The following is a 21,185-nucleotide window of genomic DNA, read 5'->3' as shown; positions in this document are numbered from 1 at the left end:
GGTTAGCTACGGTGCGTCCTACGAGTTCCTCTGGAACCGTGGATTGGAGGCCGACGCAGTTGCGCGGCTACGCCGGCTGATGGTTACCGATCCCTTGCTGATCTAAGCCTGACCGACGAGCCCGCTCTCGGGCCACCACTGCGCGAGCCCAAGAACCCAGGCAAGATCCCGATTGTTGGAAGACCGGGATCTTGCGATTTTTCGTGGCTGGATTGACTGCGATGACGCCGATTGACCTCCGCAGGCTTGAACTCCTCCCGGGCCTAGACCTGACCGCGCCAAGCAGCCGCCAAGCTCGACTGGACCGTGGCAGCATCGGCAATCTGAGCCCCCGATGGATTATCGAACGCGGCGGATGGGCCTGACATCGTCGCCATAGCTTGGATCAGCCGAGCAAGCGTTCCCTCAACTCCAAAGTCTTGAGACACTGTTCCAGTCATCTGCGCTCCGATCGAGGCAGAGGGGCCAGCCACGGCACCAATCGGAGGGTCGACGACCAACGTCCCGCCGGCTCCGTCGCTTATCAAGTTGAACGCGGAGCTCGTATAGTCGCCGATCAGCGATAGCTGTGCCACATGCCCGATTCCGTCACTGACGGTCAGGATTCCGCCGGCTGAGTTTCCGTTGTACGTCTCGGCGGCCGAACTGAACGCCATGTCGCGCAGATCGATAGCGTTGGAATGCGCCAACGTTCCGTCGCCGCTAAAGCCTAGAATTTGCCCGGTGAACTGGTCCGAATGATCAAGGATCAACCTGCCAGACGCTGCTTTGAACGCAACGGTGCTGGAGTCGCCACCAGAGAGCTCCAGGGATGCTCCAGGATCGATCACGGCCGCCTGAATCACCTGGGGCAGCGAAATATACTGATAAGTGCTGGCCTCAATCACCGAGTTCGCCGTTCCCAGCACTCCGTCCTGGTTGATATCTTGCCTGAACACCAGCTCGAACGACTCGATCTCCGGGTTCGATCCAGAGAGCAAACTATTGCCATTGAGCATCGACACATAGTTGCCGCCGCTGTCCACATACCAAGCTCCGTAAGTGCCGGCACTGCTGTCCTTCCACAGAACCTCATAGCCTCCTACGACGGCGACGGCACCTATCGCAGAGACGTTGGCTCCGAATTGGCCAAGTGAAACGGCCGCGCCTTGGTAGCGAAGAGTGATGCCGCTCGGGTTCGTCCCTGCAGCCGTCAGGTTGTAGAGCCCGTATCCGTTCCCAAGCTGGGCCAAGACGACATCGCCAGTCCACAGCGACTTGGCAGGGTCGAGCCCGACAATGCCGTCGCCATTGATGTCCTGCTGGAGGGTCACCTCGAAGCTTTCGAGCAGCGGATCCTTGGGTTGAGCAATCGGCAACAGGCCGCCGACATAGTTGCCGTTCGAGTCCACGCTCCAGATGTCATAGATCCCCGCGTTCGCGTTCTTCCAAACCACGTCATAGCCGCCGGCGACCGCCTCGGCTCCGACCAATGTCCAGCCCTGCCCTGCGAAGTAGCTCAGGCTGGCGGCCGTTCCCGAGAATTGAAGCACCTGGGTTGCGCTCGTGGCGTTGGATTTGAGCAGCACGTTGTCGCCGACCTGGACGAGGCTCGTTGCACCTTGTGCTTCGATCACAGACCCTGTTGCGCCAATCGCACCATCGCCGTTGAGATCTTGCTGGAAGGTTGTTTCAGCCGACTTGATCGCAATACTGCTCGGAGCTGCCGAGACCAGCGATCCGGCGTAACTGCCATTGCTGTCGACATCCCAGATATTGATGAGACCTGCTCCGGCATTCTTCCAAGCAACCTTGTACCCGCCGGCGACCGCCTCGGCACCGATCAGCGCCCAGCCTTGACCAGCAAAGTAGCTGGCGCTGGCTGGCGCTCCCGAGAACTGCAATTCGCGAGCGGCGTCGATAGCGTTGGACTGGATGACGTAATTGTCGCCAACCTGTACCACCTTTGTTGAGCCGAGAGCCTCTATTGTTGTGCCGACCGGACCAATTGTACCGTCCCCGTTGAGGTCCTGATGGAAGACCGGTTCATATTGCTCCAGGGCGGCATTACTGGGAGCCACCGCCGGAATGGGATTGCTGACATAGTTGCCGCTACCGTCGACGGCCCAGATCGTCATCACCCCCGCGCCGGCGTTTCGCCAGGCGACGAGATACCCGCCGTTCACCGCTTCCGCTCCGGTCACGCTCCACCCCTGACCGGTCATGTTGCTCGCACTCACTGCGGAGCCTGAGTAAAACAGCTCGCGTGCCACGTCGCCGGATGGGGAGGTCAGGACATAATTATCGCCAACCTGCACCAACCTTGTTGACCCGATCGCCTCGATCGTCGTCCCTATCGGACCAACTGTACCATCTCCGTTAAGATCCTGATGGAAGACCGGTTCATATTGCTCCAGGGCGACATTACTGGGAGCCACCGCCGGAATGGGATTGCTGACATAGTTGCCGCTACCGTCAACACTCCAGATGGTCATCACCCCCGCGACGGCGTTTCGCCACGCGACGAGATACCCGCCGGTTACCGCCTCGGCTCCGATAACGCTCCAGCCCTGGCCGGTCATATTGCTCGCACTCACTGCGGAGCCCGAGTAAACCAGCTCGCGTGCCACGTCGCCGGACGGGGAGGTGAGGACATAATTATCGCCGACCTGCACCAGCTTGGTTGACCCGACGGACTCGATCGTCGTCCCCACCGCACCGATCGCACCATCTCCGTTAAAGTCCTGGTGAAAAACCGGCTCGTACTGCTCGACGGCGGCATTGCTGGGAGCTGCTGATGCCAGACCGCTGACGTAGTTGCCGGCGCCGTCGACTTTCCAGATGTTGACGAACCCGGCGCCAGCGTTTCGCCAGGCCACCTCATATCCGCCCGTGATCGCCTCGGCACCGACGATCGCCCAGCCTTGACTGGTGAAGTAGCTCGCACTGGCCGCGGAACCCGAGAAGATGAGCTCGCGTGCCACATCACCCGACAGCGACGTCAGGACGTAATTGTCGCCAACCTGTACCAACTTGGTCGAGCCGAGGGCCTCGACTGTCGTCCCCACCGGACCGATCGTACCATCGCCATTGAGATCCTGATTAAACACAGACTCGTACGGCTCGACCGCGGCATTGCTGGGAGCCGCCGATGCCAGACCAGCGACGTAGTTGCCACTGCTATCGACGCTCCAGATGTTGATCAGCCCGGCGCCCACATTTCGCCAGGCGACCTCGTACCCCCCTGCGATCGCCTCGGCGCCGACGATAGTCCAGCCCTGGCCAGCGAAGTAGCTTGCGCTCGCCGGAGAGCCTGAGAATTTTAGAATATTTGGCGATGCTCCGGAGTTCGACTCGAGGATGAAGTTGTCACCGACCTTCAACAGCGCCGTTGATCCCAGCGCCTCGACGGTGGTTGCGACTGGCCCGACACGGCCGTCGCCATCGATATCCTGGTTGAAAAGCTTTTCGTATTCCTGAATCAGAGGATTGGTGGGAGCCAAGGCTGCGCTCCCGGTCAACGTCGATACATAGTTGCCGCCACCATCCACGGACCAGACCTCATAGGCTCCGGTGTCCGTATGCTTCCAAAGGACGTCGTAGCCGCCAGCGACCTTTGCGACATTTGTCGGCGCGACGGCACCGAACTGATCGGACGTGACCGCGTTGCCTTGATAGCGCAGCAGAAGTCCGTTGAAGTTCGCATCGTCGAGGAAGAATAGATTTCCAACTTGCGCCAGAAGCGTGGACCCATTCGCGCGGATGGTCTGAGACGGCTGTGAGATCTGCCCGTCGCCATTGAGATCCTGACGAAGGACCAGCTCTAGCTGTTGCAGCTCACGACTGGTCCCTGCGACCCAGCCAGGCGTGAGCTGGGACACATAGTTTCCAGAGCCGTCCACCAGCCACCCGTTATACTGCCCGGTGCTGAGATCCTTCCAGACGACGTCATAACCGCCGCTGACAGCGGTCGCCCCGATCGGATTTGCGGTCGCGCCAAATTGGCCGACCGAGACCGCGGCACCCTGATACTTAAGCTCCGGTCCATTGCCGCGATCATACAAGAAGTAGTGGGTTCCCACCTGCGTCAGACTGGTGGCCCCATCCGTCTGAATAACGGTAAGTGCGTTCGCAACAACATTAGCGGTACCGATGCCGGATGCGACGCCTGTCCCCGAGCCACTCAGATCCCAAACGGAGGTTGTACCATTAGTGACCCAAACAAGATCCGCGCGGCCATCGCCCGTAACATCCCCCACGCTGGCAAGCGTCCATTCCGCCCCCATCTCCCCGGTGACCTGGAGCTCTTGGACAATCTGCCCCCCCTTCATCTCCCAGATCTTGACGTTATTAGACGGATCGACCCACACAATATCGTCACTGCCGTCCTTGTTGATGTCGCCAATTCCAGCAACACGCCAGGTCGGAAGCATCTGGCCGATTGATTTCACCGATGTGACAGCGGCCCCGTTCATCGACCAAGTCGAAACGGCTCCCGATTTACTAACCCAGAGAATGTCGTTCTTCCCGCTCCCTTCAAAATTACCGACGCCGGCGAAACTCCACTCGGCCCCCATTTGGCCACTCGACACGACGGCATTTCCGAGCGTAGCGCCATTCATGAACCACATCGCTACCTGGTTCGACGTATTGACCCACATGAGATCGGCGTTTCCGTCTCGATTGAAATCACCAAGGCCCTTGAGCGTCCATTCGGCACCCATCTTTCCGCTCGGCGTCGCGAACGTCGCCAACGACGTCCCGTCCATCTCCCAGATGGCGACGCTACCTGCGCTCGTCCAAACGATGTCGGCCTTGCCGTCGTGATTGAAGTCGGCATTTGCGGCAAGGGGTGTCCACTCCGCACCCATGTGCCCTTGGGTCGCAGCTGAACTGACGAGAGACCCGTTGCCCATCGTCCAGAGGGCGGCATTTCCGACTCCGTTCTGCACCCATAGGAGATCAGCGGTGCCATCTCCGGAATAGTCGGCCGCCTGGAGAAGACGCCACTCAGCACCCATGCTTCCGGTCTGCGCCGGCAACTTAACGCCGACCGCAGACACTGGAACCGCCTGCCCAAGCAACTGCGAGATTTCGGCTGCAGCATCATTCAATGCCGGCGAACTGGACTGCCAGTTTAGGTTGGCAGGAAGAGCCCAGGATGACGCGCTGTAGATGATTCCCCGCGCATAGTCCCATATGCTTCCCAACTCTTGGAGAAAGCCTACCGGATCGAGCGTACCCTGCCAAATATACGTCCAGTGGCCGTAGTCGTCCGAATAGCCGACCCAAGCTGATCCGGCCTTCCAGGTTGAACCAGAAGTCGCCGTAATTTGACCATACATCGAATATATCGGCGCACCAACCGGCGTTACGCTATTTATCTGAGTGCCGCCATCGCTGGCAGGGCTCCCATAATTATTAGTCCACCCCGATCCGTTGTCGTAGGTCCCCTGCTGGTACGTTAGCGCTCCTTGAGCGTTATATGTGTTGGTTACGGTTGAGAAGTCAGCAACATTTTGCGGATCATAGAAGACGCGCGTACCCGTTCCATTGTCATTCAGCGTGTAGGCGCTTAATACTTCCCCGGCTGCACCATACGTTGCCGAACGCATCGACCACGCCTGATCTCCCACCGTATCATAGATGGTTGCCGTCGACCTTCCATCCCGATATTTGACGGCCTGGGCCTTTAGGTTCCCATTGGCTGCGTAGGTAGTCGAGACGGAGCTCCAATTCTGTGTACCGCTCTCGTCCCACACCGTTAAGGTTTCTGTCCCGTCCTGGTAGTTCTTGACGCGCGCGGCTTTTTCCGCCCCGTTCGCGCTCGTCTCAGCCACGGCTTTCGATTTGACCGTGCCAGTCGAATCGAATTCGGCGGTCGTCGTAACGACACTACCGTCGATACGCGTCACCTCAGTTGCCACCGAGTCGAACCAACCCGAATTCGTGCTGTCCGTCTTGATGGTCTTGGTCAGTCCGTCCGCACTGATCGAGGTCACGACATGCTTCGTGACATGCGTAGTCGGATCTACGGATGTCGCATCTGTCACCGAGCTTCCGTCGATTCTCCGAACGGTCGTCGCGTGTCCGTTGAAGTTGTTGGTTCCGGTCGTGTCTTCGTCGACGGTCTTAGTCAAGCCGTCGGCGCTCACCGAAGTCCTGGTCTGACTCACGAGATTGTTGGCCGAATCTCGGTTCTGGACGAGCGTGACCGAACTCCCGTCTGCATTGATTGTGGTCTGCTCCGTTCGATCCATATAAGAGTGGCCGGGCGTCTGCTCCTGCAGAGTCTTCGATCTGCCATCCGCGCTCGTCGTCGTGACGCCTTGTTGATACAGGGTATTGTCGCTGTTGCGATCCGTCACGGTTTCGGTCGTGCTTCCGTCCGCGTTCTTGACCATCACATCGGTCCGGGTCCGGTCCACGACGCCCGAGCCGGTGAACTGCCAGCGGGTGGTGGTCGTCAGACCATCGGCGCTGACATCAATGATAGTGCGGTCAAGGACGGCACCGGACGAACTGAGATCCGTGATTGACTTGTTGACGCTCCCGTCGACCGCCGTCGTGTCAGTCTCCGCCTGATCGACGACCCCGTCGCCGTCGACGTCTCGCAGCGTCGTGACGGTGCGGTGATCTGCGCTCGTGGTCTTGATCGAGCGGTCGATTAGATTGCCATGACCGTCCTTCTCCATGACGGTTTCAATGCTGCTGCCGTCGGCGTTGCTGACGGCGATGATCGACCGCGTCTTATCGACGACACCATCGGCATTGGTATCGTAGGAAATCGTCTGCTGCTGCCCGTTCGCGCTCGTCGTCGTAACGACGACGGATTCGCCCGATGCGGTCACCGTTTCCGTAGTGCTGCCATCGGTGTTGAGGACAGTGACATCAGACAGCGTCTGGCTCCCAGTTGCCCCGGCGGAGTTCCACTGCGTGGTTTTTGACAGGCCGTTGGCGCTCGTCGTTTCGACGAAGCTTTCCACGAGCGCGCCATGAACATCAAAAGTGGAGGTTGTCTGGACCCGGCTGCCATCTGCATTCAGAACGGTGGTGCTGCTTTGCGATTCGTCCACGGTTCCGTCGCCGTTGAGATCCCATTGCGTAAGTTTACTCAGCCCGTTGGCGCTCGATGACGTGATGACGCGATCCTTCAAGGTCGCGCCCGAGAAGTTGCTCGTGGTTTCCGTTTTGCTGCCGTCTGCGTTCAGGACCGTAACATCAGTCGTGGTTTGGTCGAATGAATTGGTCCCGGACGAGTCTCGCTGAGTGGTAACCGAAAGTCCGTTTGCGCTGGTCGTGATAACCGCGCGATCTTTCAACAGATTGTTGGATTTGAAGTCGGCGACCGTCGAGACGGTGCTCCCATCGGCATTGACGACCGTCGTCACGGATTGATCGGTCACTCCGTCGCCGTCGACATCTCGGCTGACCGACTTTGTTCGTCCGTCCGAACTGACCGTCGTGATAATCTTGTGGCGAGGCACGCCGGTCCCGGTCGTATCGGTCACCGTTTCCGTGCTGCTGCCGTCGGCACCCAACACCGTTACATCGGTCTCGATCAGGCTGACGGTTCCTGACCCTGTCACGTCCTCCTGTGTCGTCTTGGACAGGCCGTTGGCACTCGTCGTGATGACCGCCCTGTCAATCAGGCCGCCGCTGGCGTTCAGATTGGTGATGGTCTCGGTCCGGCTGCCGTCGGCATTCAGCACCGTGACATCGGTCCTAGTCTTGTCGACGATCCCATCGCCGTTGCTGTCGTACTGCGATGTTACAGACAGGCCACTGGCGCTGGTCGTCACGGTCAAGCGGTCCTTTAGCACGCCATTGGCCGCGTAATCCGACAAGGTCTTGACCACGGCGCCGTTCGCCGCGCGGAGATCGACCTCGGTCTGGTCCGCCCTGCCATCACCGTCGGTATCAAACGATGTCGTGACCGAACTCCCGTCTGCGGACGTGGTCACCACCCTCTTGTCGAGCAGCGCGCCGCTCGCGCTGAAGTCGCTCACGGTCTCGGTCCTGCCGCCGTCGGCGTTCAGCACCGTGACATCCGTGCGGGTTTGGTCGAAGATTCCGGATCCCGCCCCATCCGTCTTGGTCGTGACGGACAATCCGCTCGCGCTCTTGGTCACCACCGCCTTGTCCAGCAGCGTTCCGTTTGCCGCGAAATCGGTGATCGTCTCCGTGGTGCTGCCATCGGCGTTCAACGTGACGACATCAGTACGCCGCCGGTCGAAGGCCCCGCTTCCCGTGCTGTCCTGCTGGGTGGTCGTCGACAGGCCGTTCGCGCTCTTCGTGACGACGGTCCTGTCAATGAGTGTGCCGTTCGCACTGAAATCGCTGACCGTCTCCGTCCTGCTGCCGTCGTCGTTCAAGACCGTGACATCGGTGCGGCTCTGGTTGAATGTGCCCGTACCGGTCGAGTCCTGCTGCGTGGTCACCGACAGGCCGTTCGCACTCGTTGTCACCACTGTTCGATCGAGCAGCGCACCCGTCGCAGCGTAGTCGGCAACGGTCGCTGTCGAGCTGCCGTCGGCATTCAGAACCTTCGTGACCGTCTGGTCGACATGGCCGTCACCGTCCGCATCGATCTGCTGGGAGATCGTGCGCCGATCCGAGCTCGTGGTCGTCACCATTTTGGCACGCAACGAGCTGTTGCCATTCGCTGTCGTCACGGTCTCCGTGCTGCTGCCGTCCGCTCCCACCACCGTGACATCAGCCTCGGTGCGAAGGAAAGAGCCCGCCCCCGTCGGATCGGACTGCGTAGTCTTGGACAAGCCGTCGGCACTGATCGTGATGACGGCGCGATCGAGCAAGGTGCCGCTGGCGCTGAAGTCGGCAATCGTCTCGGTGCTGCCCCCTCCGGCGTTGAGCACCGTCACGTCGGTGCGGGTACGATCCGTGGGTCCATCGCCGTCCACATCGGCCAGCGTGGTGACCGACCGGCCAACCGCGCTCGTCGTCGTCACCGTCCGAGACCGCAGAGAGCCGTCATGATTGTACAATGACGCCGTATCGACGCTCGCCCCGCTCGCGTTCAGGGCAACTGTCTCAACCGAATCCCATCGTCCGTCGTTGTTGGCATCAAACGATGTCGTGACCGAACTGCCGTCGGCGGACGTGGTCACCACCCGCTTGTCGAGCAGCGCGCCGCTCGCGCTGAAGTCGCTCACGGTCTCGGTCCTGCTGCCGTCGGCGTTCAGCACCGTGACATCCATGCGGCTTTGGTCGAAGATTCCGGATCCCGCCCTATCCGTCTTGGTCGTGACGGACAATCCGCTCGCGCTCTTGGTCACCACCGCCTTGTCCAGCAGCGTTCCGTTTGCCGTGAAATCGGCGATCGTCTCCGTGGTGCTGCCATCGGCGTTCAACGTGACGACATCAGTACGCCGCCGGTCGAAGGTCCCGCTTCCCGTGCTGTCCTGCTGGGTGGTCGTCGACAGACCGTTCGCGCTCTTTGTGACGACGGTCTTGTCAATGAGTGTGCCGTTCGCACTGAAGTCGCTGACCGTCTCCGTCCTGCTGCCGTCGCTGTTCAAGACCGTGACGTCGGTGCGGCTCTGGTTGAATGCGCCCGTACCGGTCGAGTCCTTCTGCGTGGTCACCGACAGGCCGTTCGCACTCGTTGTCACCACTGTTCGATCGAGCAGCGCACCCGTCGCAGCGTAGTCGGCAACGGTCGCTGTCGAGCTGCCGTCGGCATTCAAAACCTTGGTGACCGTCTGGTCGACATGGCCGTCACCGTCCGCATCGATCTGCTGGGAGATTGTGCGCCGATCCGAGCTCGTGGCCGTCACCGTCTTGGCGCGCAACGAGCCGTTGCTATTCGTTGTCGTGACGGTCTCCGAGCTGCTGCCGTCCGCCCCCACCACCGTGACATCAGCCTCGGTGCGAAGGAAAGAGCCCGCTCCCGTCGGATCGGACTGCGTGGTTTTGGACAAGCCATCGGCGCTCATCGTGATGACGGTACGATCGAGCAAGGTGCCATTGGCGCTGAGATCCGCAATCGTCTCGGTGCTGCCACCTCCCCCATTGAGCACCGTTACGTCGGTGCGGGTGCGATCCGTGGCTCCATCTCCATCCACATCGGCCAGCGTGGTGACCGACCGGCCATCCGCGCTCGTCGTCGTCACCGTCCGAGACCGGAGAGAGCCGTCATGATTGTACAATGACGCCGTATCGACGCTCGCCCCGCTCGCGTTCAGGGCAACAGTCTCAATCGCGTCCCAAGCACCGTCACCATTGGTGTCGGCCTGGGCGGTAAACGTCTTGCTATCCTGACTGCGGGTCGTCACCGTCTTGGCGCGCAGGGAGCTGTCCGCGCTTCGGCTGGTCACAGTCTCCGTGCGGCTGCCGTCGCTATTGACGACGGTGACATCCGTCGTCGTCTTTTCGAACACCCCATTGCCATCGGCATCGGTCTGAGTGACCTTGGACAGACCGTCCGCGCTCTGCGTCGTCAGAACCTGGTCTCGCAGCGAGCCATTACCATTCGATTCACGCTGGGTCGAAACGGTGCTCCCATCGGCGTTCACGACGATGGCATCAAGCCTCACAAGGTCGATCGTTCCGTCGCCGTCAGCATCGATCTGTTTCGTCTTGGTTCGGTGGTCAGAGCTCGTGAGCGTGACGGTCTGCTGGCGCAGCGATCCATCGGTGTTGCTATCCGTGACCGTCTCCGTCCTGCTCCGGTCGGAGCCGATGACGGTGATATCAGTCTCGATCAGATCAAAGATTCCGCGCCCGGCCGAATCGACCCGCACCGTCTTTGACAGGCCATCGGCACTCGTCATCGAAACAGTTCTTGCACGAATGCTTCCGTCCGAGTTGAGATTCGAGACCGTGACGGTGAGATCGCCGGCGGCATTCCAGACATCACTCTCGATCTGGTCGAACGTCCCGCTCCCGGTCGTATCCCGATTGATCGTGATCGTCTTGAGGTCAGCGCTCGTGGTCGTGACCGTTCTGCTCAGAACGCGAGCACCGGCACCCTGGAGATTGGTAACCGTGAGCGTCGCGCTACCGTCTGCATTCCGAGCCGTGACATCGGTCTCGGTCGCATCAACGACACCGTCACCGTTGTTGTCATGACGGATCTCAACCGACGTTCCATCGGCGCTGGTCGTGCTTATGGTCTCCTGCGCCAACGAGCCGGCACCGCTGTAGGCCTTGTTGTCAATCGTCGTCGAGCCATCGGCACCTGTGGTCACCGTCTTGACGACTCGGTAGCCGTTCGCATCGTAGGCAAAGGTTACATCGGCGGCCGTGCCTGTGGTACCGTCCGTCCGCGTGTAGCTAGTCGTGCCGTTAATCGACGAGCCGTCAGACAGCTGCCGCGTTTGATTGTCGGCAGTGAGATCGATCGAGGCGATCCCGAGCTTCTGCAAGGTCTCGAGCTGCGTTGTACCGTCGGCGTTCGTGACCAGGACCTTGAACTTGGTCCAATCGGCATCTCCGGCGTTGAGCTTGCCATCGTGGTTGGTGTCGAACACGTCGAGCAGCGCCTCCATGTCGGAGGTCGCTGTCGGATCCCACAGCGTGAAGTTGACCTGGTTGGCCTGGTCGATCACGCCATTGCCGTTGAGGTCGAGCACCAGCACGCCATTGCCCGCGCCGGCCCACGCCGTCGCATGCTGGTAGCCGTCGCCCGCCATGTTGAAATATTGATTCGACGCCCCTCGCGGGGTGACATGGATGCCCTGCCCGGTCAGATCGAGAACGACGGGATAACCGCCGCTCCATCCCCACGAACCGCCACTCCCTGGCCATCCCGAGCCGCCACTGCCCGGCCATCCCGAACCGCCGCCCGAGCCCGGCCATCCGGAGCCACCTCCGCCGGGCCACCCCGACCCACCGCCGCCCGGCCAGCCCGATGCACCGCCACCCGGCCAGTCGAAGCCACCCGCGCCGCCGACGTAGATGGGAGACGACTCTTGCCAGTCGATGATGTCTGGAGCCCGGCCATCCAGGCCATTGTCGAAAGTCAACCGAGTCGAGGTTTCCCAAGGATCAATCTGGGATGAATTGGAGATGCCGTCATAATATTTGGCGATGACGTCGTTGACGCTTTGGATATCGTTTATTGCTCCTTGCAGCTCCTGTTCGAGCTGGCTGCCGGCGAATTCCGATAGTTTCTCGTTGCCTTGCAGTTTTGGAATATCGGCAAAATCGGTATCAATGGCCCCATTATTTGCATTTCGGAAGTTTGCATCGTTTGCGGCCTTACTAAATGGATCGCGGGCGGCACCGAAACCGCCGAGGCCTGTTGTATCGTTCGCCGCCGACGTCGGACTGAGCAGATTGCTCCCCGCCGTTGGCGCGGCAACGAAACCCGCGCTGTTCGAAACCGACCCGGGGGACAAGTAATCGAACGATCCATTGCGATTGAATCCGCTCAGACCCGTCGCATCGTACGCACCTGACGTCGGACTGAGCATATTGTCTCCAGCCCTAGGCGCACCAGCAAATCCCGCGTTGTCCGAAACCGAACCGGGCGACAAGTAGTCGAATGAACCATTGCGGCCAAAACCGCCGAGACCCGAAGTATCGAACGCCGTTGGCGTGGGACTGAGCAAATTATCCCCCGTCGAGGGGGTGACCGCAAATCCGCCGTTGTCTGCAAAGGAACCGGACGACAGATACGGGTTACCGTTCTGCGTCGCTCCACCGGGTTCTTGACCGGTGACAGACGAGACTTGTCCTCCACCTCCTAGCTCAAGAGGCAATCCCCCAGTATCCCGAGAATATCCTGATGGATCCCGCGCGAATTGAGCAACGTCATTTAAGAATCCGTTGAAGGCGCTCACGGCTCCCTGAGTCGAATACGGCCCAAAACCATAAGTCACGCCAACTCCGGGAGTACCGACGCCGACTCCCAAGGGACCGCCGGGCTGGTCAAACGTTCCAGGGCTAGTTCCAACGTTGAAGTTATATCGCGCTGCGGCCTCTCCCATTGAAGCCGAGAATGCAGTCCCCGTCAGAAAGTTTTCAAGATCAGGCGAGTAGCCCGTAGAAGTCCCCGCGCCGGGAGTACCGTAATAGAGCTGCGGATAGTAGTTTCCATTCGAATCTACGTATACTCCACCTCCGACGCCACCAATGGGTGTTGGAAACCCGAAAGTCCCCCCAGTATAGAATCCCGAAGTCATGCCCCGCCCTCCCCGTCAGCAGTCGACATCCGTCGCCGGTTGGTGTGGTAAGTTTTCCATGATTGGAATGTCATCGCCGCAAAGCCAGAAAACATTGCGAGCACAATGAAGCCGATGACAGGCTTTTGGAATAAGAAGCCAAGCAAGGAAAAGCAAAGTGCAGCGACACAAAAGCCTGCCTGCGACTGTACATACCCTGCCTGCAGCCTCGACGGCGTCGATGGCCGAAGTACATATTCAGGGAACGCAGACCGCGAACTCAATCCGTCCTGGAATTGCGCGGGCAACAGATCGATCACTGCGAGGTAGGTCGCCTGGTATTTGTAAACGGACCAGAGCGCCGCGACGGCCGCGATAATAGCAATGATCGGTATCATTGGAACTGAAGCCCATCCGAGACGATCAAATGCATGCAACCAGATCTAGATTCATTCACCGGATTGAGTTTCGAGCATCATCGGATACCTGAATTGCTCTGACTCCCAATCGCTTTACTGTATTCGCACTACCGCAAATCACCGCCGAGCTAAGCTTATACACGCCCGCCGAAACAGGTCGTATTGCGAGAGAATGGCATTAATCGCATGCGACGCATGCCGAGGCCGAAAGTAGGAGGCTATACAACCAGGGGCCGCATGCGATATTCTCATATTAGTGAATTCCAACACATTGTTTCAGTCGTTGACGATACCTGCTGCTTCACTATTTAGTCACCTATCAGGCCTGAGAGTTGCAATCTGTAAATTCGGTGATCTACTTGATACATCAAACGCGAGCGCGAGTCTTCGCGTGAGCCCTTGGCTCTAGCTGGATGGGTACCCTCACGAGTTCTTTGGCCCGCGACTCGCCGTTGCACATGAAGATGAACGCCGACACGGCGTTCGACGCCATTGACCCAAGCGCGACTCCTATTGGACGACCACATGAAGATGTTTTGTCGATATCTGGTATCGCTGATTTGCTTGTGCGTGGGACCTGCGCTGATTCTCGAATTCGACAAACCCTCGATTGCCGATCCGATCTCACCCAACAAGGTGCGCACCTACCGCATCGAATCGCCGAGATCACCGGACGCCCCGCTCGCGTTATCGCTCAAGCCACCGAAGGTACTAACGCCGCCCGTGCCTAGCGATGACCGCAGTGCTTCAAGTCTCCCGCGGCCCAACGCCCCGGACTTGGCGAGCCCCCCCGAATCCAATCAAAAGACCTTTGACGGGACATCTACCGCGTCCAGGTTGACGTCAGGCGTCGTCTTTCCGGATGCGCACGGCGTTCGAACCACGCCTTTGCATGTGAACCCTCAGCCATATTCGGTGCCCAGCATTGGGGGCAACCACTCCGATCAAGATCCGGCGACCAATCACTTCGTGGAACCATAGGCACAATGCAAGAATCCACGGCGCCCAACACGATAGATGATTCCAACCGTCGGGTTCGCCGCCTACCAGATCCGAGCGTCACGTCAGCGAGGTACTCTTATCTGCTTTCAACACCGACCGGGACTGACCGCTGCCTCTCGATGGCTGGCTGAATAAGGCCGAGTTCGATGGCTTTCACGGCGGCGAGCGTGCGATTTGCTGCGCCAAGCTTTCGCATCGCGTTCTTAATGTGGAACACGACAGTGCTCTCGCTGATAGAAAGGATCCGGCCAACTTCCCACGACGACTTTCCCGAAGCGGCCCAGCTTAGGCACGCTTTCTCTCGATCAGACAGTTCGCCGAACATGCATAGTCTCCCGAAGTTGAACTTTAATGGATCGGCCGCCGACTAAGACCATCGTACCCAACGACCTTCCAAGCCGCTCCGATGATTTCGATCGTTCTTAACGGTACAGATTTCCTCTGATTGTAATACAACCGCGAAGACACCGCACAGTTGATGACCGCCTCGATCGTCACCAATACGGCCATGCCGGTGCGAGAGCGACCGTCTTTTCCTCGACGTACATCCAATTCTCGCCCCGCCGAACCCCCAACGAATAAGCGCGGTCCAGGGCTGCCGGCTTGTTGGCCTCGGCACGCACATAAGCTATTGAGCCGCCTGGCTCCTCGCGCGAGATTGACTTCTCCAAGACAACGATCGACTTGCGGTGGGCCACCCCATAGAGGTTGATGTTGGCGTCGATTTTGATATCGGCCGAGACGCCGTGGCCGCGTCATTAAAGCTCGCAACGGCCGGCTACTTCCGATCCGCTCGACTGAAGCGAACTTACTAGCTAGTTCGCGCTTCTTTCTGGGAAAGTTGCGCAAGCCTAGGTACAATAGCCAGCGGACAATGGATTTTTTTTGCCTAGAGGCGCCTGAACGGAATTGAAATATATGACGCCAACAACGACAAGCCATAGCCATAGCTCGGACAGGAAAGGGGCTTTCGCGCAAAACATCGTTTGGATCGCCTCGTTCCCAAAGTCGGGCAATACCTGGACACGAGCACTCCTGCATAATCTGCTCGGCGAGATCGCTAGTCCTCAACAGCCACCCCATCATATCAATATGCTGCACCAACAGACCTGGTGGGAGTTCGGCGCCAAGCAATTCGAAGCAGTGCTCGGCAAGCCGTTCACCGAAGCGAGCCATCGCGAGCTTGCCGAAGCACGCCCTCAAGCGCAGGCCTGGATGGCGCAGAACTGCGCCGGTCCATTCTTTGCCAAGACGCATCTCTGCGTCGGCGAAGATTGTGGCATTCCGACCATCAATCTCGATGCAACGCTGGCAGCCGTCTATGTCGTGCGCAACCCTCTCGACATCGCCATCTCCTTCGCTCACCACTCCAACGAGTCGATCGATGAGACGATCGCCAAGATGGCCACGCCGAATTTCACGAGCCCGAATCGGGTTCAGCACATCTACGAGACGATGGGTTCGTGGAGCCAGCATGTCGCGAGCTGGATCGGCATCTACAGCCGGCCGGTGCACATCATGCGCTACGAAGACATGTTGGCCCAACCGGTCCGGACCTTCGGCGCGCTTGCGAGGTTTCTGCGTTTGAAGCCGACGGAGGCGCAGCTGAATGCGGCGATCCAGAAATCCTCGTTTGCCGAGCTGCAGCGCCAGGAGAACGAGTCGGGCTTCCGGGAGAAGCCTCCGGCGGCCGAGCGCTTTTTTCGCGAAGGCACCAGCGGGCAATGGGCCAAGGTCCTGTCGCCTGCCCAAATTCAAGAGGTAGTTCGGGCGCATGCGCCTATGATGCAGCGCTTCGGATACCTGCAAGGCGACTGTGGGGGCAACATCGCGATCCGGCGACCGACGTCCGGCACGTCGTGACAATCGATCCGATTTACATGCGCGGGCGAGTGGCATTGTCATCGCTCCCGCAGGCTTTCTTGCCGGTAGCGCAGCAGTGGCGACATCACATATTCGATGATCCGTCGCGTCCCTGTTTTGATCTCCACCGTCACCGCCATGCCCGGCGCCAGCGCGACCATCTTGTCCTCGACCTGCATCTGCTTCTCGTCGAGCGACACCCGCGCCGAGTAGATGAACTCCTGTCCAGCCGGCTCACTGGTCTCGGTGAGCGCGCCGGCGGTCTTGCCGCCATTCTGCTTGTCGGCCGGTTTCTCGCGGACGATGGAGTCCTGCGAGACGCTCAGCACCTTGCCATGGACAAGGCCGTAGCGGGTGAAGTTGAAGGTGTCGATCTTGATTTCGGCCGCCTGGCCGACATTGACGAAGCCGATGTCGCGGTTGGAGATCATGGCTTCGGCCTCGAGCTGGCTTTCGGCGGGCACGATGAGCATCAGTTGTTGCGCCGGTGTGACGACGCCGCCGACGGTGTGCAGCGCGAGCTGCTGCACCGTGCCGTCGATCGGGGCGCGCAGCACCTGCTCGGTCGTCTTGCGTTCTGCCTTAACCAAGTCCTGCGTCAGCTCCTCGGCCTTCTTCTCGGCGTCGGCAAGATCCGACAGCACTTGGCGCTCGAACCCGGAGCGGGTCTGCGCCAGCTGTTGCTCCAGCGCCAGCCGCGCGGCCTCGATCTCGACCAGACGGCGCGTCTGCACGATGCGCTCGTTTTGCTGGTCGATCAGGCGCGACTGCGCGTCGATATAGGCGATCTGGTTGCCGTACTGGATCTCCTTGGCGTTGCGGCGGATCTCGGCGGTCTCCTGCAGGAAAGGCAGGGTGGCGTCGATCTTGGCGATGGCGGCCTCGACCGACTGCGCCTCGGCGCGCTTCTGCGCGATCTGCTGCTGGTTCGAGGCAAGCTTCGACAGTTGCTCGGCGGCCTGCGCCTGCAGTGCGGCGCGGGTGCGCGCGACGTCAGTGGGCGCCGCGCCTTCGGGCACGTTGAGCGGCCGCAGCGCGGCGAGATCAGCAAAGCTATCGCGCAGCACGCTGAGTCGGGTGACATCGAGCCTCGCCTGCATCAGGCCCTGTGCGACGCGGCGACGTTCGGCCTCGGTGACGGTGCGGTCGAGCTCGACCAGCACGTCGCCGGCACGGACCTTGTCGCCGTCCTGGACGTGGATCGCCGCGACGACGCCGGCTTCGAGCGGCTGGATCGTCTTGGTGCGGCCGGTCGGCACGATCTTGCCCTGCGCCGAGGCGATGATGTCGACACGGCCCATGATCGACCAGGCGATCGCGATGGCAAAGAACAGCATGATGCTGCCGGCGATCGCGCGGCCCGCCGGCGAGGCCGGCGTCTCGACGATCTCCAACGCGGCGGGGAGAAATTCGCGAGCATCATTGCGGCGCTTGCGGTGCGCATCCAGCGAGATCGGCGCGTTGTCCTGCTTGTGCGCCTCAGCCGACGACATGGAGCCCCGCCTGGATCTGGTGCAGGGTCGCGTAGCGGCCGGCGCGCTTGATCAGCTCGTCATGGGTGCCGTCCTCGACCAGGCGGCCGCCCTCGATGGTGATGATGCGGTCGGCGTTGCGCACCGCCGACAGCCGGTGTGCGATGATGAAGACGGTGCGGCCGGCGCAGATCTTGCGCATGTTGCGCTGGATGATGTTCTCACTTTCATAATCGAGCGCCGAGGTCGCCTCGTCGAAGATGAGGATGCGCGGATTTGTGACCAGCGCACGCGCGATCGCGATGCGTTGGCGCTGGCCGCCGGACAGGCTCGCGCCGCGCTCGCCGACCACGGTGTCGTAGCCGTCGGGCAGGCCGAGGATGAACTCATGCGCGCCGGCGAGCTCGGCCGCCTGAATCACCCGCTCCACCGCCATGCCGGGATCGGCGAGCGCGATGTTGTCGCGGATCGAGCGGTTGAACAGCACGTTCTCCTGCAGCACCGCGCCGATCTGCCGCCGCAGCCAGGTGACGTCGGCGACGGTGAGATCGACGCCGTCGATCAGGATGCGGCCGGCCTCCGGCACGTAGAGCCGCTGGATCAGCTTGGTCAGCGTCGACTTGCCGGAGCCGGAGGGGCCGACGATGCCGACCACTTGGCCTACCGGCACCTTCAGGCTGACATCGTGCAGCGCCAGCGGGCCATCGACGCGGTAGCGGAAAGAGACGTGATCGAACACCACCTCGCCGCGCACCGGCGGCAGCGCGGCGCGGCTGGGATTGAAGGCGGGCTCCGGCGTGGTGTTGAGGATGTCGCCGAGGCGGGCGACCGACAGCCGCGCCTGGTGAAAGTCCTGCCACAGCTGCGCCAGCCGCAGCACCGGCTGCGCCACCCGTCCGGCCAGCATGTTGAAGGCGATGAGCTCGCCGACGCTCAAGTCTCCTGCGATCACCAGATGGGCGCCGAAATACAGCGTCAGCGCGGTGACGATCTTGCTGATGAACTGCACAGACTGGCTCGCCCAATTGCCGAGCGACAGCACGTCGAAGCTGGCGCCGACGTAACCTGCGAGCTGCTCCTCCCAGCGCCGCTGCATCTGCGGCTCGATCGCCATCGCCTTCAGGGTCTGGATCGCGGTGACGGTCTCGACCAGGAAGGCCTGGTTCTCGGCGCCGCGATCGAACTTGAGGTCGAGCCGCTTCTTGAAGATCGGCGTCACGCCAGCCGACAGCGCGATGTAGAACGGGAACGAGCCGACAACGATCCAGGAGAGGAACGGCGAGTAGTAGAACATCACGCCGAGGAACACGAAGGTGAAGGCGAGATCGATCACCAGGGTCAGCGCCGAGCTGGTGATGAAGTTCCTGATGTTCTCGAGCTCGCGTACCCGCGCCACCGAATCGCCGGCGCGTCGCGCCTCGAAATAGGCGATCGGCAGCGCCACCAGATGCCGAAACAGCCGCGCGCCGAGTTCGACGTCGATGCGGTTGGTGGTGTGAGAGAAGACGTAAGTGCGAAGTCCGCCGAGCACGGTCTCGAAGATCGTGACGGTCACAAGGCCGAACACTAGCACGTCGAGCGTGGTGTAGCCGCGATGCGTCAACACCTTGTCGGTGACGACCTGGAAGAACAGCGGGGTGACCAGGCCGAACAGCTGCAGAAAGAACGACGCCAGCAGCACCTCGCCGAGCAGCCGGCGATATTTCTGCATCGCCTGAAGAAACCAGGTGATGTCGAAGCGCCGCGCCAGATCGGACAGCGAGGCACGGCGCGCCATCAGCACCACCGTCCCCGTCCAGTTGGCCTCGAACTCGGCGCGCTTGATGCTCTGCGGCCGGTTCACGAGAGGATCCTGGATCAGCGCCGCCTCGGCCGTGACCTGCCCGAGGATGACGAATGAGCCATCCGACCGCGCGGCGATGGCCGGTAGCGGCAGCTTGACGAGACTGTCCCAGGTCCGCCTGACCGCACGCGCCTTCAGCTTCAGCTGCTTGGCGCAGCGAAGCATCTCGGTCACGCCGACCGGCTCTCCCGCCAACTGATGTGCAATCTGCGCCGGATCGATAGCGATCTGATGAAAACGCAGCAGCAATGTCAGGCAGTCAAGCCCCGTATCCCTCTGCCCCGCGTCCATTGCCAGCACCACCCCAAGTGGTGCGACAATAGCGCGCAGCAGACAAGAATCGACAAGCTTTGTCGCACGTTGGCATTCAGAAATCGGAACTGTATCTGAAGCGCAACAAATTAACTACCAGGGGTAGTGCTCGTGTTTTGCGCCTATCCCGAAAGGAGTGTCGCAGTTCTTTCACAGAAAGCTTCATTGTGCCGACCGTCAGCTCAGCAACGACGCCACAGTCGGCTGATTCGGCGACCATCGTGGGAATGACCCAAGTCTACAATCGCGCCTGGTTCTTGGGTCAGCTGCATTCCGCGCAGCACGCCTCGCTGTGGAAGGCATCCCTGGTGCCGGCGGACGCTCGTGAGGTGGACATCGCGGAATACGGGTTTGACGTCCTGCACAACGAACTCCTCGGAGCGAGAGCACAGGCGGAGGCGGAGGCGGCGCTTCCCCTTTCGTCGACCTGCGGGCCACCACAAGCATCTGCGGGTCGTCCGCATTCCAGCGCGTCGATAACGTCGCACGCAAGTCGAGAGAGCCGCCCTCTTCTGGCGCATCAGACTGTGGACAAATGCCGGGAAGTCGATCGTGTCGGCCGAAACCTCGGGTGAGACTTGGACCGGAAATGATGCCGCTCACTTTGCCCCAGCCTCCCACGCAGCGCACTGTAGTCACCACCACTCCGAAGGTCGTATTGGCTCACCATTGCAGGTGACGCCGGCGAGCACGAAGAAGGGCGCCGAAGAAAGCACGTAGCGCCTTGCGATGCTCCTGCGCAGTCACGGCACGCACTTGGACGAACGGCAGCTCACGTACTGCTGACCGGCCCCTCGGGAAGATCGGACGTGTCCGCGCCTAGCCCATGATGGCTGACAAGGGAGCGCCGGGCCGGCCGCATTCGCGGCACGCAGCACACGCGGTGACAAGGCCACTCGTGCTACGCCCTGACCAATGCGCCCGGGCAAATACGAAACTCCAGCTCGCACGAGCCTCGTGCGCGGCGCCTCACAGCAGCGAATTTCGCAATGGTGCCGAAAACAACATTGATTTCAGTAAGGAAAGCACTGAGCGCGGCACGCGACTCGGCCGACCGGCACGGTTGAACTCAAGTCATGTCAATGACTTGGAGTTCAACCGGCGAGCCGCTTTTATCTTGCCGCTTTAATCGGCCGGATGTAACCGTCCGGTTCCTGCACACCTTCCC

General features: G+C 60.7%; 6 protein-coding genes. 1 reads left to right on the top strand and 5 read right to left on the bottom strand.

Annotation, left to right across the window (positions count from 1 at the left end; genetic code table 11):
- Window positions 1-263: 263 nt before the first annotated feature.
- The 3 genes from ACQR1D_RS03315 to ACQR1D_RS03305 all read right to left on the bottom strand — a co-directional run bounded on the left by ACQR1D_RS03315 (window position 264) and on the right by ACQR1D_RS03305 (window position 14,852).
- Window positions 264-12,416, bottom strand: coding sequence for an FG-GAP-like repeat-containing protein (locus ACQR1D_RS03315; protein ID WP_434838183.1), 12,153 nt, complete (start codon window positions 12,414-12,416; stop codon window positions 264-266).
- Window positions 12,417-13,123: 707 nt separating this feature from the next.
- Window positions 13,124-13,504: a hypothetical protein gene (locus ACQR1D_RS03310; protein ID WP_434838184.1), complete on the bottom strand. Its 381-nt coding sequence runs from the start codon at window positions 13,502-13,504 to the stop codon at window positions 13,124-13,126.
- Between the two features lie 1,099 nt (window positions 13,505-14,603).
- A complete protein-coding gene (locus ACQR1D_RS03305) occupies window positions 14,604-14,852 on the bottom strand; it encodes a response regulator transcription factor (RefSeq protein ID WP_434838185.1) in 249 nt (82 codons plus the stop codon).
- Window positions 14,853-15,445: 593 nt separating this feature from the next.
- Between ACQR1D_RS03305 and ACQR1D_RS03300 the strand changes: the two genes are divergently transcribed.
- The gene (locus tag ACQR1D_RS03300; RefSeq protein ID WP_434838186.1) at window positions 15,446-16,390 is read left to right on the top strand and encodes a sulfotransferase domain-containing protein; all 945 of its coding nucleotides are present in this window, start codon (window positions 15,446-15,448) and stop codon (window positions 16,388-16,390) included.
- A 38-nt stretch (window positions 16,391-16,428) separates the two neighbouring features.
- Here ACQR1D_RS03300 and ACQR1D_RS03295 read toward each other — a convergent pair whose 3' ends face one another.
- Entirely contained in the window at window positions 16,429-17,883 is a 1,455-nt protein-coding gene (locus ACQR1D_RS03295) for an HlyD family type I secretion periplasmic adaptor subunit (protein ID WP_434838187.1), read from the bottom strand.
- Window positions 17,870-19,996: a type I secretion system permease/ATPase gene (locus ACQR1D_RS03290; protein ID WP_316215251.1), complete on the bottom strand. Its 2,127-nt coding sequence runs from the start codon at window positions 19,994-19,996 to the stop codon at window positions 17,870-17,872. Before ACQR1D_RS03290 ends, ACQR1D_RS03295 begins: the two co-directional genes overlap by 14 nt.
- Between the last annotated feature and the right edge of the window lie 1,189 nt (window positions 19,997-21,185).

Source organism: Bradyrhizobium sp. HKCCYLRH2047, from assembly GCF_051168175.1.
In the GTDB taxonomy this organism is placed as follows: domain Bacteria; phylum Pseudomonadota; class Alphaproteobacteria; order Rhizobiales; family Xanthobacteraceae; genus Bradyrhizobium.
Note: the sequence above shows the minus strand (reverse complement) of the source record. Positions and strands in the feature narration are given on the sequence as shown.

Bases quoted from the DNA above. Each gene is read 5' to 3' on its own strand.
- ACQR1D_RS03300 (WP_434838186.1), top strand. From the start codon at position 15,446: ATGACGCCAACAACGACAAGCCATAGCCATAGCTCGGACAGGAAAGGG.
- ACQR1D_RS03315 (WP_434838183.1), bottom strand. From the start codon at position 12,416: ATGCTCAGTCCGACGTCAGGTGCGTACGATGCGACGGGTCTGAGCGGA.
- ACQR1D_RS03305 (WP_434838185.1), bottom strand. From the start codon at position 14,852: ATGTTCGGCGAACTGTCTGATCGAGAGAAAGCGTGCCTAAGCTGGGCC.
- ACQR1D_RS03290 (WP_316215251.1), bottom strand. From the start codon at position 19,996: ATGGACGCGGGGCAGAGGGATACGGGGCTTGACTGCCTGACATTGCTG.
- ACQR1D_RS03310 (WP_434838184.1), bottom strand. From the start codon at position 13,504: ATGATACCGATCATTGCTATTATCGCGGCCGTCGCGGCGCTCTGGTCC.
- ACQR1D_RS03295 (WP_434838187.1), bottom strand. From the start codon at position 17,883: ATGTCGTCGGCTGAGGCGCACAAGCAGGACAACGCGCCGATCTCGCTG.